At 32.6% G+C, this 14,541-nt stretch carries 20 protein-coding genes and 1 CRISPR repeat array; of the genes, 6 read left to right on the plus strand and 14 right to left on the minus strand.

Translation table 11 applies throughout. The annotated features are described in order from the left end of the window. Positions 1-205 precede the first annotated feature (205 nt). On the plus strand, positions 206-829 hold the full coding sequence (locus HYG87_RS09460) for an energy-coupling factor ABC transporter permease (protein WP_211532922.1): 624 nt from the start codon (positions 206-208) through the stop codon (positions 827-829). A 176-nt stretch (positions 830-1,005) separates the two neighbouring features. After that, on the plus strand, positions 1,006-1,212 hold the full coding sequence (locus HYG87_RS09465; protein WP_211532923.1) for a hypothetical protein: 207 nt from the start codon (positions 1,006-1,008) through the stop codon (positions 1,210-1,212). Between the two features lie 153 nt (positions 1,213-1,365). On the opposite strand, the gene HYG87_RS09470 is transcribed toward HYG87_RS09465, so the two are convergent. From HYG87_RS09470 to HYG87_RS09480, 3 genes are all read right to left on the minus strand, one after another. Next, positions 1,366-1,749, minus strand: a complete 384-nt coding sequence (locus HYG87_RS09470; RefSeq protein ID WP_211532924.1) for a hypothetical protein — start codon at positions 1,747-1,749, stop codon at positions 1,366-1,368. A 125-nt stretch (positions 1,750-1,874) separates the two neighbouring features. Then, a complete protein-coding gene (locus HYG87_RS09475) occupies positions 1,875-2,627 on the minus strand; it encodes a VC0807 family protein (RefSeq protein ID WP_211532925.1) in 753 nt (250 codons plus the stop codon). Positions 2,628-2,683: 56 nt separating this feature from the next. Then, positions 2,684-3,439 (minus strand): YhfC family glutamic-type intramembrane protease, encoded by a 756-nt coding sequence (locus HYG87_RS09480; protein WP_211532926.1) that lies wholly within the window; start codon positions 3,437-3,439, stop codon positions 2,684-2,686. 172 nt (positions 3,440-3,611) lie between these two features. On the opposite strand from HYG87_RS09480, the gene HYG87_RS09485 reads away from it, so the two are divergent. Further along, complete coding sequence (locus HYG87_RS09485) at positions 3,612-4,265, plus strand: MFS transporter (protein WP_211532927.1); 654 nt, start codon at positions 3,612-3,614, stop codon at positions 4,263-4,265. 8 nt (positions 4,266-4,273) lie between these two features. Here HYG87_RS09485 and HYG87_RS09490 read toward each other — a convergent pair whose 3' ends face one another. The 3 genes from HYG87_RS09490 to HYG87_RS09500 form a co-directional block, all read right to left on the minus strand. Then, positions 4,274-4,669, minus strand: a complete 396-nt coding sequence (locus HYG87_RS09490; RefSeq protein WP_211532928.1) for a type II toxin-antitoxin system VapC family toxin — start codon at positions 4,667-4,669, stop codon at positions 4,274-4,276. After that, entirely contained in the window at positions 4,666-4,899 is a 234-nt protein-coding gene (locus HYG87_RS09495; RefSeq protein WP_211532929.1) for an AbrB/MazE/SpoVT family DNA-binding domain-containing protein, read from the minus strand. Before HYG87_RS09495 ends, HYG87_RS09490 begins: the two co-directional genes overlap by 4 nt. Positions 4,900-5,030: 131 nt before the next feature. After that, a complete protein-coding gene (locus tag HYG87_RS09500; protein WP_211532930.1) occupies positions 5,031-5,276 on the minus strand; it encodes a hypothetical protein in 246 nt (81 codons plus the stop codon). Between the two features lie 125 nt (positions 5,277-5,401). Between HYG87_RS09500 and HYG87_RS09505 the strand changes: the two genes are divergently transcribed. From HYG87_RS09505 to HYG87_RS09515, 3 genes are read left to right on the plus strand one after another with little or no spacing between them, the layout of a single operon-like run. Then, a complete protein-coding gene (locus HYG87_RS09505; RefSeq protein ID WP_211532931.1) occupies positions 5,402-5,674 on the plus strand; it encodes a helix-turn-helix domain-containing protein in 273 nt (90 codons plus the stop codon). Between the two features lies 1 nt (position 5,675). Continuing rightward, a complete protein-coding gene (locus HYG87_RS09510) occupies positions 5,676-5,819 on the plus strand; it encodes a hypothetical protein (protein WP_211532932.1) in 144 nt (47 codons plus the stop codon). After that, on the plus strand, positions 5,816-6,145 hold the full coding sequence (locus tag HYG87_RS09515) for a DUF3467 domain-containing protein (RefSeq protein WP_211532933.1): 330 nt from the start codon (positions 5,816-5,818) through the stop codon (positions 6,143-6,145). The genes HYG87_RS09510 and HYG87_RS09515 overlap by 4 nt, the downstream gene beginning before the upstream one ends. 65 nt (positions 6,146-6,210) lie before the next feature. Here the strand turns inward: HYG87_RS09515 and HYG87_RS09520 are convergent, their stop codons facing one another. The 8 genes from HYG87_RS09520 to HYG87_RS09555 all read right to left on the minus strand — a co-directional run bounded on the left by HYG87_RS09520 (position 6,211) and on the right by HYG87_RS09555 (position 14,522). Continuing rightward, on the minus strand, positions 6,211-7,368 hold the full coding sequence (locus tag HYG87_RS09520) for a cysteine desulfurase family protein (protein WP_211532934.1): 1,158 nt from the start codon (positions 7,366-7,368) through the stop codon (positions 6,211-6,213). A 15-nt stretch (positions 7,369-7,383) separates the two neighbouring features. Continuing rightward, positions 7,384-7,803, minus strand: a complete 420-nt coding sequence (locus HYG87_RS09525) for a DsrE/DsrF/DrsH-like family protein (protein ID WP_211532935.1) — start codon at positions 7,801-7,803, stop codon at positions 7,384-7,386. 13 nt (positions 7,804-7,816) lie between these two features. Beyond that, entirely contained in the window at positions 7,817-8,038 is a 222-nt protein-coding gene (locus HYG87_RS09530; protein ID WP_211532936.1) for a sulfurtransferase TusA family protein, read from the minus strand. Between the two features lie 201 nt (positions 8,039-8,239). Further along, the gene (locus tag HYG87_RS09535) at positions 8,240-8,398 is read right to left on the minus strand and encodes a hypothetical protein (RefSeq protein ID WP_211532937.1); all 159 of its coding nucleotides are present in this window, start codon (positions 8,396-8,398) and stop codon (positions 8,240-8,242) included. A 99-nt stretch (positions 8,399-8,497) separates the two neighbouring features. Beyond that, a CRISPR array of direct repeats spans positions 8,498-12,040; the repeat unit is 30 nt; unit sequence ATTTCAATCCTAAAATAGTCTGATTTTAAC. Between the two features lie 335 nt (positions 12,041-12,375). Beyond that, positions 12,376-12,639, minus strand: a complete 264-nt coding sequence (cas2, locus tag HYG87_RS09540; RefSeq protein WP_211532938.1) for a CRISPR-associated endonuclease Cas2 — start codon at positions 12,637-12,639, stop codon at positions 12,376-12,378. 19 nt (positions 12,640-12,658) lie between these two features. Continuing rightward, complete coding sequence (gene cas1b / locus HYG87_RS09545; RefSeq protein ID WP_211532939.1) at positions 12,659-13,624, minus strand: type I-B CRISPR-associated endonuclease Cas1b; 966 nt, start codon at positions 13,622-13,624, stop codon at positions 12,659-12,661. 37 nt (positions 13,625-13,661) lie between these two features. Then, positions 13,662-14,177, minus strand: a complete 516-nt coding sequence (gene cas4, locus HYG87_RS09550) for a CRISPR-associated protein Cas4 (protein ID WP_211532940.1) — start codon at positions 14,175-14,177, stop codon at positions 13,662-13,664. 30 nt (positions 14,178-14,207) lie between these two features. Next, positions 14,208-14,522: a HEPN domain-containing protein gene (locus HYG87_RS09555; RefSeq protein ID WP_256438704.1), complete on the minus strand. Its 315-nt coding sequence runs from the start codon at positions 14,520-14,522 to the stop codon at positions 14,208-14,210. Positions 14,523-14,541: the final 19 nt, after the last annotated feature.

A 14,541-nucleotide genomic window follows, 5' to 3' on the forward strand; every position in this document is an offset into this window, starting at 1 on the left:
AGCCTTTAAATAACTAAATAATTTAAGTCGGTATTTATTTCTTATTAATAATTATTAGGTTTTATTCTGGATTAATAATACCCTTTTTAAATTTTAAGGTCTTCTGAGGTTTCTTTATAGTTAATCTTATATACTACCTCCACCTTATTTAAGTTAAATTTAATATTATTCAAATAAAATTGATATTTGGAAATGGAGGTTTATAATGCATTTACCTGATGGAATCCTGCCTCTAGGGCAGTCATTGATTTACTGGATAATAACCGGAATAACCCTGATCATATATCTCTATAAACTATCTAAAGTTGAAGATAAACATAAACTAATGATAACCACTTCACTTCTGGCTGCTGCTGCCTTTGCACTTTCTTCCCTTTCCATACCCACTCCCCTGGGCATACCCATCCACTTTTTCATGATACCTCTGGTGGCTCTAATAGTAGGGCCATTTAGCGCCGCTACAGTAGCAGTAATAATACTTTTAATTCAGGCTTTTTTCCTGGGAATGGGCGGTATTGTTGCTTTAGGTGCTAATGCGGTGACTATTGGTTTACCCCTGACTCTGGCCACCTGTGCATTTTATAGAGTATTGAGGAGTATTGATTTTAGGCTGGGAGTCTTCTCAGGTACTTTCATGGGGGTTATTATGGCCACCTTCATTCAGACTGTGATTTTATTAATTGCAGGAATATTCAGCTTAGAAGTTATATTAGCCACTTTAATACCATTCTACTTACTGGTGGCCGTTTTAGAGGGATTAGCCAACGCAGCCATATTATCTTTATTATCCCGGGTACGTCCGGAACTATTAAAACTGGAAAAAATATAGATGATGAGATGAGAATGATTAATTTATGTAGAGATAAATGTTTTAAAGTTACAATTCTCTTTTTTTTTATTTTGATAAATTCATTTTAAAAAAATAAATTATTTATTTCCCCTCCATACTAATGTATTAATGATAGGTTTACATAAAATTTTAAAAGTTACCTAAAAGTTGATAATATGGCCAAAGAAATAAAACAATTAGTAGTGGGTATAACCCGAGAAGGAGAAATAGTGGTTAAAAGTGGAAGAGGTAAAATGTATCCGGTAAAAAAATCTGCGGATTTGAAATTCGACTGCGAGGATCTCTTCCAGGACTTAGATAAAGAGCTATTTGCCACCATAGATACAGAAAACCAGCCATGGGAATGTATATCCATTGAATAAATTAACAAACAATTTAAGGGTATCCACCCTTAACCTGGTTTATTTTTGATATTCCTATATTTAGGCAGTTGGAGCTGGATGATTTAGTGATTTTTTAAAACCATTTTATTTTTTTAAAGGACTTATCTAAATAAAAAGAAAAAAAGAAGGAATTTAAACCGTTATGGTTACAGTGGCTGACGGATAGGAGTTGGATTGCTCTCCCAGGGTTTCATCACCTCTAGTTATTTTAAGACTCATAGGCCCTGTTCCTGCTGTTGTCCAGGTACTGACAGTTAAAATACCGGATATTTTTCCTAAATTAACTGTTTGTTCACCATTACCAGATAATTCCTTGTATCCAAATTCACCACTTGCAGATCCACCCCAGTTACCATTATAATTTACCGTGACTAAAACATCCTCTGTGCTGGAAGCATTTGTACCTGATGTATCAGAAGTAGTTGTATTTTCAGTGGTGGTACACCCGGATACAGCCACAATACAACAAAGTAACATAACTAATCCTATTTGCCATATCTTGTTATTTTTCACCATATCACCTCCTTTATTAGAATATTAATCAGATTAATATGATTTATATTATTTAAGAATATATTTTTTTGTATTAACTGGAATAATCAGTACGACTGATTAAATACCTACTGGTATTTCTGCAAATATTAGGAGGATTTATTTTTTTTATTCTTTTTGGTAATATCATCCATGGACACCTCTAACAGATTGGAGGTGGCTACATAAAAGTAAATTACAGCCAGGATTGAAATCACCACCACCGGTACCATAATAACCGGGAATGATATAAAATTCATTCTTCCTAACTCTTCTAAGAATGCAGCACTCTGGGGTGGGCTCTGCAGTATGATAACGGCCAAAACAAAATTCAAAATAGCACTAAGGCTAAAGGAAGCCACAAAAAATAAGTTGGTACATAAAACAATATTATTAAATTTCCGATACAAAGATTTCTCATATACTTTTTCTTCAATAAGATTAACATTCAATAACTTTTCATTTAAAAAAAGAGATATTATTAATGGTTTTTTAGTTTTCATGCTAATTAGGAATGCTAAAGCAAAAATAGTTGGAATTAGGGCTTCTTTAAAGGCAAAATACAGTGCACTGGCCCCAAATAAACCCAGAATCCCGGTTAATATTACACTGCTAAACCCGAGTATAGCAAATAGATTCATTTTCCGGGTTTTCAAATACCGGTACATTCCCAGACCTAGAGGGAATCCCAGGGCCATAAAAAGGGCCAGATAATAACCCAGCATATCCGGACCAGATAGCTTCATTAAAATAATGGAGGGAATTACTACTCCCAGTATTATATCTGCCAGGGGGTTACGGGAACTTAAGTTATCTTCCTCTTCTTTTAATTTTAGTGATATCATTTCTCCTGATTCTAACATGATCTAAAACCTATAATTTTTTAATAAATACGTTTAATTTAAGACATCTGGATTTTTTAGATGCCTCCTAAAATCAAAACACCTGCTAAACTGACAATTCCCAAAACCAAAAATATTAATTGGTACTTCCAGTGCTGATAAGCACTCTTAACATTTTTTATATCCTTTTCCAGATGCAACCATCCAGCAATAGAATCTATCAGACTTTTAAATAAAAAAGAAACCCAGAAAAAGAAGTAACTGCCTTCCTGGACGGCGATGAATATTAAAGCACAGGTGAATATGTGTATAAATAAGGTGGATATTCTCTCTACAATCCCCAATGGTATGGTTAACAGGTTGTTACGATTAAGCTCATATCTTTCCAGGGTATCTGGGGTGATATTTTGGGGTTTAATCAGGGTCAGGATACTTATTATTCCTATAAAAAGGCTTTCAATTGCTCCAAATCCAATCCCAAAGGCTAAAACATCTATCCATGTAGCCTGGTATAATAGGGGTGTAAATAATACCAGTATCAGTACAAAACCGCACTCAAATACTCCGGTTAACAATCCAATATAACTCCAGGATAAGGGACCTGACAGTTCAGGGGATAAATGGTCATTTAAATATTCCAGAACTTTTTTATTGGTTTTGCTGGCCCATAAAAACTTCATGGCCACAGATATTATCCAGGATAACCCTCCTAAAAAGAGGATAAAAGGGGAAGCGTTCTGGTTTAAAATGTATAAAATGGCTATAATGGCCACAGCTACCATACCCAACCCACTAATGTAAAATAGGGGATTTATATTAACTACTTTTTCCATAAATTCACCGTATTATTTAAATTACCTTAGAGAGCATTATACTTAAATTTTACGTCTTCAAGCGGGGGTTTGGTTCAAAATAACCAAATTAAACAATATTTAAATAACATAAACTATACAATAAAAGTCCATTATACCTTAACTTAAGGATTCTAATTATTCTGGTGATTAAATGGGTTATTTGATTTGTGGTAAATGCAAAAGCTACTATAAACTACAAAAAGGTGAAAAAACCAAAGATTTTAGGGATAAATGCCCTTGTGGTGGAAACGTTAGATATGTAGAAAATCTGGATATTGTGGATCCCCGCTGGAAGCCTATCATCCTGGCTAAAAAACCTACTAACAGGGAAATAATAAAAAATAAAATAAATAACTTGCTTTCTATCCCGGCCCATTTAAAAAACAGGCTTTCTAGATTTGCTAATGATTTTAAAAACCGGTTCCAGAGACCATCCTATGGGAATACCTACTATAATTCCCCTTATGGTAGGGGTTTAAGTCTGGAGTCTATAAAAAATGAGTTTAATCTGAATAATATCCAATGGTCGGTGGTCATACCGGTAACTGTAGCCATAACCATCATATATGCTTTTACTCCCGGTATATTCACATTACTGATTTTTGCACTTTTAATCATGGCGGGGTACTTATTTAAAGATCAGGTGCTGGGTATTAAGAATGCTCTTATTACCGGAGCTATTTCCTTCTTTTTAGGCGGTCTTTTAACCGGAGCATATCTCTTTTTAATCCCTCTAACTTTAGTGGGGGCTATTAATGGGGCGGTTTGTGGTTGGATTGGGGGTTATTTAAGGATGAGGAGATGATGGGATATTTATTCGGAATAAATTCTCCTGATTTTTTTAACTTTGTCAAAGTCAGAGTCAAATGAAACTATTTTTTCTATTTGCAAATCTTTCATTATTTGCACTGATACAGAATCAGCAAAGGATAAGGTTCCATCATATTTCAGGAATATTTCCATTGCATCAAAAATCAGATTTTTATCTAAATAGTGAATCTCATGATTATCTAAGATGTAATTAAACAGTTTTATACCTGTTTTACCCCCAAAAAGACTTCCAATAAGTGTCACGGATTCAGATAAAATTAACTCTGAAATAATTTTTTCTTCATTCTTAATTATGGGAAGAATTTCACCAGCCTTTTGGTGCCACTGATCTTTTTTATTAATTGCGGCAATAAAAAAAGAAGAATCAATAAATATCAAAGCTTTTCTCCTCTTTGTATTTTCTTTTTAAGCTTTACAGCATTGGTTTTTGGCCCATCGCATATTCCATAAATGTCATCTATAGTTACTTTCTTACGGAATTTGATTTCTGCCCCCTTTTCGGTGGGTTTCCATTCTAAAATGTCTCCCGGGCCAACATCAAATTTTTTTCTTATATGTGATGGAACCACAGTTTGAAAACCTTTTGAAATTTTAGTTTCTGAAGTCATAGCAATACCATTTGAAATATTCTTTTTCAAAGTATTTAAATTTTTCAAATAATTTTTTATTTTAATTATCTGCACTGTTTATCAAGCTAATATTTAAAAAAACTTCGTTAAATCAGAATATGGCCAGAGCATTATACTAACATGAGGATTTTAAGATCTCCGTATCTTTTTTTTCTAAAATCTTCTTTTAATTGTTGAGCTACAATGACACCTTTTGCACTTAAACCATAATTTTTGTGCCGGTATTTAAAAACCAATCCTTCAGTGTGCAAGGTTTGGAGAGCTTTATTAACATGTTTCTCATACTTATTAGGTAATTCATCTTTGATGGTCTCTAATCGGATATTTTTATGTTTTGATATGCATTTTTTGCCCAAATAAGTCAATACCTTTTTTTCGTAGATATTTAACCTATAGTCTCTTCAACTGAAAGTTCTGGACGGGGCATGTTTAATAATTCAACATTAAACTACTTTTAAAAATATTGGGGCTGGGGAAAAAAATGACAAGTGTTCTAAAAGGAATTTTTGGTGATACTAAAAGGATTAGTATTCTAGAAGAGCTTGTTGAGAATTGGGGAGAATTTTTAACAATTGATGAAATAGCTAGAATTTCTAATACATCTCCTAAAACCGCTTACCGTCATATTAATGAACTAAATCACATAGGCATTCTGGAACAAAGTGGATTAAAACCAAAACAATTTAAATTAAAAGAAGATGATAAAAGGGCAGTGGCATTATCTATTCTTGAGAGTGAGGAATACCTTTCGTAAAATGGAAATTTCATTAGAAAAAGCTGAAAAGGAAGAAAAAATCAATAATCGAGAATCTTTTGTTGATTTTTATCAAATGGATGGAACTGATTTTGATTCACCTGAAAAAATTTCTTATTCTTTTATTGGGGTTGATTTGAAATGAATGAAAAACAAAATAAAGCAGAAAAAAGAATCCCGGTTGTAATTCCTTCAGAATCCCCAAAAATTTATGCTACAGGGGCTTTTGGAGGCCATAGTGCCCATGATTTTAGAATTTTATTTTTTTCTGAAGAACCACTGGAGCAAGATGAACCATTAAATTCAGGATCATTCAATGTTATGAGGGAAGTGAAGGCTCAATTAGTTCTACCTCCCTTAGCTGCAAAACAATTAGCAACATGGCTGACTAAACAGGTAGATAAATTTGAAAATCAAGTGGGCGTTATACCAGATCCGACAGATAAAAAAAAAGATGGGGATAATAAATAGTGATGAACATTACTGGCAATACCCGGGGGATATGTACAAAATGAATTTCAATCTATAGTCTAATTTTATCCCAGGGGGCTGATTTTCCTTAAATTCTCCACCACACTGGCCACGGCATCAGCAGCACGATTCACATCATCCATGGTGGTGAAGCGACTAAGTGTAAATCTTACTGAACCATGAGCCCTTTCATGATCTCCTCCTATACCCAGAATAACATGGCTGGGATCCAGGGAACGACTAAAACAGGCCGACCCGGTACTTACTGCAAACCCTCGCATATCAAGGTGCAGGGTTATGGATTCTCCTTCTACAAATTCAAAGGTTATATTAACATTTTGAGGTGTTCTATTAGTTTTATGACCGTTTAGAATAGATTGGGGCACTTCTGAGAGAATCCTATCCATTAAGTGGTCACGCATTTTTTTCAAAGCCTGGTTTTCTTCTACTGTGACCAGATGGGCTGCTTTTGCAAAGCCAACTGCACCGGGAATATTTTCCAGACCAGCACGACGGTTGAATTCCTGAAAACCACCATCCATCCACTTTTTAAGGGGAGTTCCTTTCCGGATATAAAGACCACCAATACCTGAAGGGCCATGGATCGTGTGTGCAGACATGGTAATTAAATCTACTGGAATTTTTTTAACATCTAAGGGTATTCTCTTGAAGCTGTGGGTAGCATCAGTATGAAAAATAACTTCTTTTTCCTGACACAGTTCTCCTATGGCTTTAATATTCTGAATAGTTCCAATTTCTTGATTAGCATGCTGAATAGAAACCAGAATGGTTTTTGAGGTGATGGAATCTTTTAAAACTTCCGGATCTACCCTCCCTGTGTTATCAACATCAAGATAGGTAACCTTAAAGCCCTCTTTTTCCAGAGCTTTAGCCGTATTTAAAACAGAATAATCTTCAATTTTTGACAGGATGATATGTGAACCTTTTCTTTTTAATGCCCCTACCACACCTTTAAGAGCTATGTTACTTGATTCGGTGAATCCTGATGTGAAAATAAATTCAGAACTTTCAGCACCTAAAATTTTAGCAATATTCTCCCTGCTTTTTTCCAGCACCTCTTTAGCTTCAACTCCCATTGAATATCCTGATTCTGAGGTGGGTAGGGCATATGTATCAAAAAAATAGGGTTTCATTTTTTCAAAAACCCTCTCATCCAGACGGGTCATGGAAGCATTATCCAGATAGATGTAGTCTTCAAACATTCATACCAACTCTCCTTATATGAACAGGGTTATTTTTGAATCCCGAGCTTCCTGGATGTAAGTACCCACTGCTCCGTACTCATCTATTAGATCCTGGCGCATTTCATCTTTTTCAACCCCCATGATTTCCATGGTCATCTCACAGGCTATTATTTTACCGCCAAGTTCTTTATAATCTGTCATTAATCTTTCCAATGATGCTACATTGGCTTTTTCCATGCGGCTGTTGATCATTTTTTTGCCAAGACCACCCATATTCATCTTAGAGAGAGGTCCTTTTTCCAGTCCATCTTTTTTTAAGCGTTCTAATCCCCAGAAAGTAAAGTATAATGAAGCTTCCATACCCATGGATAGGGCCCCATTACCAATAATAAGTGCACTGTACACTTTGTCCATATCGCCGCTGTGAACAATAATGGTTGTTTTATCCGTCATAATATCCACTCCACTATTTACGGATTTTGATGGTCCATATCCCATTTTTTTCTTTTACATCCACTAATTCCAGACCCAGTGCTTCAACAGCCATGGGAATTTCTTTTTTTGAAGCAGGATGGTTACCGGTTATCTCTATCACATCTCCAGGGGATGCTTTTTTCAGGGCCTTTCTTGCTTCGACTAAGGGCACCGGGCAGGTTTCACCGGTTACATCTATTTTTTGCTTACTCATCAGTTCACCAACTTTTTATTTTTAAGTTGAGTTAATAATGCTTTTTTTATGTTCAATTATAATTTTCTTAAGATAATTATAAGGATTTTAAGTATGGGGGAATAGGTTATTTTATTCCATAAATTAAATTATAACTATAGTTATGTCCTGGTAAACTTTATGGTTGTAATCTTTTTTTGATTTAAAAATTAATACGATTAATTAGAGTTTAATAGGCCCGTAAATTGATCTTAAACCCTCAATGACACATAATCTCAGAATATAATCAACAGATTGGTCATTTTTTTCTGAAATTTCTTTTATTTTATCCAGGTATCCTTTTTCAAGTTTAAAGGTAACTGAGTTTAATTTTTCTGTCATATTAACACCATTGATATTATTATGTAATTACATGCATATAACATTTTAATATCTGATTTTAACAAATCTCTCCGCCTGCACTGGGTTAAGTCGAGAGGGATTTCAATCCTAAAATAGTCTGATTTTAACCAGGTAGCAATTCATCTAATTCTAATGTGTCTTTAAATATTTCAATCCTAAAATAGTCTGATTTTAACAGGTTTAACCGAAGTTGGTAATGCCATGAATACAATATTTCAATCCTAAAATAGTCTGATTTTAACTAGATTTAATCCGGTTTATGAATTATTATATAAGAAATTTCAATCCTAAAATAGTCTGATTTTAACGGGCCTACACCAGCAATGAACGGAGTAGGTAGTTTAATTTCAATCCTAAAATAGTCTGATTTTAACACAACATATCAACCTGATCATCATGAATACCCTTAGTCATTTCAATCCTAAAATAGTCTGATTTTAACCCTACTAGACAAAGGAGATTATTATGAAGTAATAAGATTTCAATCCTAAAATAGTCTGATTTTAACAAATATATGAAAGAATTTAAGGAGGCCTAATATTTTAATTTCAATCCTAAAATAGTCTGATTTTAACAGATTTTTCCAGGGCCGGCCATTAGATGATTATGGTATTTCAATCCTAAAATAGTCTGATTTTAACTTAAGTATGAGTATGTTGCCTGTTGAAGGAGTTCATATTTCAATCCTAAAATAGTCTGATTTTAACGAAGAAATAATCAAACACAATTCTAAATCTTTTTTTATTTCAATCCTAAAATAGTCTGATTTTAACGCTATTAAAAACATTTGCATACGATTAACCAGTAATAATTTCAATCCTAAAATAGTCTGATTTTAACTCTTCCACGCATTTAGCATGATAAGTGTTGATTTCAATTTCAATCCTAAAATAGTCTGATTTTAACTTAGGTAGTTTAAACCATGATCCTTGCATTTTACCCATTTCAATCCTAAAATAGTCTGATTTTAACTGCAATGCCACTGCTTCAGGACTTACCGGACTAACAGATTTCAATCCTAAAATAGTCTGATTTTAACCTTTTTGATTAATAAAAGGATTATGCCTCCAATCCAAATTTCAATCCTAAAATAGTCTGATTTTAACTAATCCCTGGACAATCATTTCTTCATTATACCATGATTTCAATCCTAAAATAGTCTGATTTTAACTGTTGAACTATCCTGATTATTTTTTTTTAATATTTTATTTCAATCCTAAAATAGTCTGATTTTAACAGCTTCGGGGGTGGAGGCTATGACTTTCCATTCTAGATTTCAATCCTAAAATAGTCTGATTTTAACCCATTATTTTCATATCCCAATCAAAAGCATCTATTATTTCAATCCTAAAATAGTCTGATTTTAACTAATACTTTAATCCCGGATGGTGAAGTGCAAATCAGATTTCAATCCTAAAATAGTCTGATTTTAACATGTCTTTTTTTCTCAACTCGTATACGGATGTTTTGATTTCAATCCTAAAATAGTCTGATTTTAACACTCTGGTGATGAATGTGTTGATGCTGCTGTTTTTTATTTCAATCCTAAAATAGTCTGATTTTAACTTTGAAACCAGTGAAGAACACCCCATTAATATTTATATTTCAATCCTAAAATAGTCTGATTTTAACTCAATATTAGTTATAACGTACTCCGGGGGTTTTTGTATTTCAATCCTAAAATAGTCTGATTTTAACTGCTGATGTAGATAAAATACTTAAGAACTTAACCGATTTCAATCCTAAAATAGTCTGATTTTAACATGTTCCGGAATCAATTTATTTGGGTTTAATGTCTGCATTTCAATCCTAAAATAGTCTGATTTTAACTAATGGGTAAAAGTACAGGTGAAGCTCAAGAATTAAATTTCAATCCTAAAATAGTCTGATTTTAACTCACCGTCAAGGACGCTATATAACCAATGATACTGTTATTTCAATCCTAAAATAGTCTGATTTTAACGTAAAGATTCAACAGTAATGTTACACCTTGTTTTACATTTCAATCCTAAAATAGTCTGATTTTAACTTCCATATTAGTCACCGTGACAATCACACCATCCAAATTTCAATCCTAAAATAGTCTGATTTTAACTCCCTTATCATCTCCGTTAAGGGTACTATTTGATTAATTTCAATCCTAAAATAGTCTGATTTTAACGTACCTGGGGGCAGTAGATACCCGACTACCTAAAAAATTTCAATCCTAAAATAGTCTGATTTTAACACTTACAGAGAATTACCATTTTAGTAAGGTTTATATATTTCAATCCTAAAATAGTCTGATTTTAACGAGTCACATCCATAATAACCCCTTCATTTTCTTTTTTATTTCAATCCTAAAATAGTCTGATTTTAACAACAATTCAATCACCACAAAGGGGATTGTGTTCTTTGATTTCAATCCTAAAATAGTCTGATTTTAACAAACCTCCTATCAGAAATACATGGCGCCACAGAAGAATTTCAATCCTAAAATAGTCTGATTTTAACAAGAGGGTAATGAGTTTAGACTTATACAGTTACCTAATTTCAATCCTAAAATAGTCTGATTTTAACTTTACCAGTTGTTAAAGCTAATTTTTACTTATACCAATTTCAATCCTAAAATAGTCTGATTTTAACATGATAACATAAATTATTATCCCTCCATTTTATCTTTATTTCAATCCTAAAATAGTCTGATTTTAACTCGAATAGGTTGTCTAAGTCCCATTCTCTGATTTTTTATTTCAATCCTAAAATAGTCTGATTTTAACCGGGTTAGTAGTGTCTTGATTTGTAGGGGGGGTTGTATTTCAATCCTAAAATAGTCTGATTTTAACTGATTTAACTTTTTGTTTACTATCCTCTTCATCAAAATTTCAATCCTAAAATAGTCTGATTTTAACTGATTTAACTTTTTGTTTACTATCCTCTTCATCAAAATTTCAATCCTAAAATAGTCTGATTTTAACATTATTTAATCAGATTTATGAATTATTATATAAGAAATTTCAATCCTAAAATAGTCTGATTTTAACCCATCCGGACCATTCGCCCCGCCCCAGTATAATTTGATTTCAATCCTAAAATAGTCTGATTTTAACTTTTAAGTCTTTGGTAGTCTTCAGGGAACAAATAGGCATTTCAATCCTAAAATAGTCTGATTTTAACTCTGATAAGGATAAACATAATCAGGTTTGGGTTTCCATTTCAATCCTAAAATAGTCTGATTTTAACTGGCTTTATCATATTTATCAGATAGTTTTTAAAATAATTTCAATCCTAAAATAGTCTGATTTTAACCTCCACCTGTATTATTGTTCCCAGTGCAGGAAGTGAATTTCAATCCTAAAATAGTCTGATTTTAACGTATAAGATACACTTAACACATTACCATCCACATTTAAATTTCAATCCTAAAATAGTCTGATTTTAACATCTCCATATCCACAGGCACATCCACTTTCATTTCCATTTCAATCCTAAAATAGTCTGATTTTAACATAAATACGGTTGATAATAACCTGGTTTTCACTTGTGATTTCAATCCTAAAATAGTCTGATTTTAACTTAAATTGATTATACAAAAAGAAGACGGTGAAGTATATTTCAATCCTAAAATAGTCTGATTTTAACAGGCCCCAAAAATGCCTTTTTTCACCCTAATATAGGCTCTACTTTAACCTTTTCACTACTTAAAATTGTCGATTAGCAATATACTAATTCTTTTATGTGGTTAAACGACTTTCTAAGAAAGGGATTTTTAAGAAAATTAGTAATAAAATAGATCTATTTTCATTTTTTAAGCCAATTAATCTGGAAAATAGATAAAGAATTACTTAGAAATAGTTTAAAAGAGCAGAGACTTAAAATAACAAGAGGTTATTTTAAGTTTATCCTAATAAATCATAGAATAAACGATCTTCTCCTATGGTGTTAAAGGTAAAAAAATCTTTAGTAGGAGTTTATATTTAGATAATACCATCAATGGGTGCTTTTTCAATTCCCAGTACTTTTCTATCAAATGCGTCTTGTGTTCTAAGTCGATAGATTATAACTGAATCTTCTTCTTTATTGATTATATCCATGAGGCCTGATTTTATTTCTGCCAGTTCACTTCTGGTGACTTCTCCTTCAAATACTGAGTTTTGGATCCAGTATAAATGTTTCCTGAGAAAGCCTTTAACCTTATTTACCCGTTCCACATTTATGTCATAAACAATAATCACATACATAAAATCATTTCCTTAAGCATTACCACCACATTACGAATGGTTTATATTCTTTGGTTCCTAGAAGATGTTTAATAAGTTTATATGATTCTAAACGGATTAATCTCTTATAAGAAACTTTCCTATTAAGTTCTCTATGTTTTATAGTTTTTTTTAGCCTTTCATCATATTGTTTGATGAAGGTTTTCCTACCTTTATCATTCAAAAGGCAATAATTGAGATCTTTCTCAAAATCATCTGCATTAATCATCTTCTTATTTACCAGATAAAATATCAGCCTGTCGACTAGGATGGGTTTGAATATCTCACTCAAGTCTAGTGCTAGGGAAAATCTTCTTTGGGAAGGCTCATGTAGATAGGAAATGGTGGGGTTTAGTTGGGTATTATATATTTCAGATAAAACAGTAGAGTAAAGCAAGGAATTTCCAAAGCTTATAAGAGCATTAACCATATTCTCCGGGGGCCTTTTAACTCTTTTTTCAAACTCAAAATCTTCTGGTAATATCTGGTTCATTTTCTGATAGTAATCTGCACGTATTCTACCTTCAACATTCATTACTTCAGTTATCTTGTTGCAACCATCTAAATCATTTAATATGCTGCTTATATGGTTTTCAAGGCTATAATACTTTAAAACCTTGTCCATATTCTTAGCAGCACCTTCTACAAACTTTTTCGCAATGAAAATTCTCTTTTCATGATCAAGATAATGCTCAGCCTGCTTTATAATGAGATCCCCTGATAATAATTTCTCTCGGGGATAAAAACTACCATCATAATAACCATAATAATTAAAAAAATGTACTGCTATGCCCTCTTTGGCCAGAAGATGTATGGCCTGGGAAGAGAAAGTTAATGAACCATAGGCATATATAGCATAAATTTTGTTTATAGGGATTGGCTTTTTAACATCTTTATTAACAAAATAAACTGTATTTTCCTTTCTCTTAAGCAGACCATCTGACATTAAATAATAGTTCTTTTTCATTGCTTCACCAACAAATTAGATTCACCATAATCAAATTTTATACCCAACAAAACTCAAAATAGGCACATTTCCTGCAAATCTTTATTTTTTGAGGTTTTGGAGTTTCATTATTAATAATATTGCCAATATCTTCAATTATGTCCATTAGATCCTTCTCTTTAGACTTATCTAAATTAATAGTGGCTTTTTTCCTTATTTTAGGATAGTTGAGTATACCTTTGATATTTTTAATGCCTTTTTTATTTTTTAGATAATACGTGTAATAGAGAAGCTGATATTCATGTGACTTTTTCATTTTATTGCTTTTTTTAACCTCGTGTAGCTCTAAATAATCTCTTTTTTTAATAAAATCAATACTGATTAGATTATCAATGGTGTATTCTTTTTCATCCTTATAGCTTTTAGAATGAAGTAATTTACCTAAAGATACCAGGTCCGATTCCTGTTCCATCTGTATGTGGTGGGAAAAAAGCCATAGCTTAGTCTTGCAGATGAAGTAGTAGTTGATTTGAGTTCCTATTATTCGGAGTTGCTTTTCGGAGTCTGAAATCATTCTAATTCCTTTTTCAAAATAATAGCTTAATTAATTTATGATATTATGTTTTACATCATCTAAAGATATTTCGGCACCACCTATTATACTTCCAGCCTCATTTTTATCCATTTCTATAAATAATCCATAATCAGCTTCTTCTAGATCTTCTTGAGCTCTTGTGAGTAAATCGAAGAGATCATTTTTGAATTCTCCATTTTTGACAAATTCGAGACCAAACTGTGAAATTAAACCCCTATGTGTTCTTGGATAAATGCCTTTTTGGGATAAAAGTGCTTTGGCAGCAAAAAACATTTCATAATACGCTCTGCTCACGGTATCACCCTTGAAATCATTTTCAAAAATGGTTTTAGTAGCTTAATCA

The organism is Methanobacterium alkalithermotolerans, from assembly GCF_018141185.1.
Lineage (GTDB): Archaea > Methanobacteriota > Methanobacteria > Methanobacteriales > Methanobacteriaceae > Methanobacterium_F > Methanobacterium_F alkalithermotolerans.